Genomic DNA, 1,129 nt, shown 5'->3' with positions numbered 1-1,129 from the left:
CCGCGAAAGGGCCGCAAAGCGGCCCCAGCTATTTCAGCCCCGATGCACCGATCCTGTGCCCGATGCACCGCTGGAAGGCACAAACCCCCTCAAAACTCGGCCAAATCCCCCTCAAAGCCCAACATTCACGGGCTTTGCAAAATTGGCACGCCCCCTGCAATAGCTAATACATACCCAGTTTCGGGGGCCCTGGTACAGGCAGGCCGGGTGAACCCCTCTTTTATTCGCAGCACCGCCCGTTTTGGGGACCTCGGTACAGGCAGGCCGGGTCATCCCCCCTTTATACGCAGTAACCCCTTTTGGGGACCCTGGTACAGGCAGGCCGGGATATCCCCTCTTTTATTCGTGCAGTTTCACCTGTACCCGCCAACGCCCATCGTCCTCTGCACCGGCCCACTCGCCGTGCAGGGGACGCGCGGCAATCACCGTCAGCAACAACCCTTCCTGACTCTTCTGTACCCGCCAACTGACCGGTTTGCCCTGCAGGCTCAATTGCCCCTGCTGAGCCTTGCCCTGAGCCTGGAACAGCAGCGCAACCGTGCCTTCCACATTCTCGCCATGCAGCTTGGGTTCTTCGTTGAACCACAGCGTCAGGCCATCCTGCACCACCTCCACCTGCTGCAGCTCACGCTCGTCGGGCGCGGTCAGGCGGCCGATCATCAGCCCTACCATCAAGCCGACAATCGCCAGTGACAGCATTACCCGTGGGAAGGCCTTCGAACGCACGTCCGGTTCAGGGGTAGAATGCCCGTCATCTTCACGCTTGGAGCCGTGCATGTTTCACGTCATCCTTTTTCAACCAGAAATTCCGCCGAATACCGGCAACATCATTCGCCTGTGCGCCAACAGCGGCTGCGACCTGCACCTGATCGAACCCATCAGCTTCGAACTGGATGACAAGCGCCTGCGTCGCGCGGGGCTGGATTACCATGAGTATGCCACGCTCAAGCGCCACGAGAGCCTGGCCGGATGCCTGGAAAGCCTGGGTAATCCCAGGCTGTTCGCCTTTACCACCAAAGGCTCGCACCCGTTCCATGAAGTGGCCTATCAGCCGGGCGATGCTTTCCTGTTCGGGCCAGAGAGCCGCGGGTTGCCGGCCGAGGTGCTGGACAGCCTGCCGGCCGAACAA

Annotated in this window: 2 protein-coding genes; one reads left to right on the top strand and one right to left on the bottom strand. The window is 60.9% G+C overall.

Features of this window, described 5'->3' with window-relative positions:
* Positions 1-339: 339 nt before the first annotated feature.
* Positions 340-777 carry a hypothetical protein gene (locus tag ACK1VC_RS00460; protein ID WP_016489595.1) on the bottom strand — a complete coding sequence of 146 codons (438 nt, stop codon included), beginning with the start codon at positions 775-777 and terminating at the stop codon, positions 340-342.
* Between ACK1VC_RS00460 and ACK1VC_RS00455 the strand changes: the two genes are divergently transcribed.
* On the top strand, positions 776-1,129 hold a 354-nt coding region (locus tag ACK1VC_RS00455; protein WP_449117802.1), incomplete at its 3' end, for a tRNA (cytidine(34)-2'-O)-methyltransferase. The two genes, ACK1VC_RS00460 and ACK1VC_RS00455, sit on opposite strands and share 2 nt — an antisense overlap.

This window comes from Pseudomonas sp. XP2, from assembly GCF_053557975.1.
The sequence above is the reverse complement of the archived record's forward strand: the minus strand, read 5'-3'. Positions and strand labels throughout refer to the sequence as shown.

What these genes read in the sequence shown, in the direction of transcription:
- ACK1VC_RS00460 (WP_016489595.1), bottom strand. Translation starts at nt 777, where the DNA reads ATGCACGGCTCCAAGCGTGAAGATGACGGGCATTCTACCCCTGAACCG.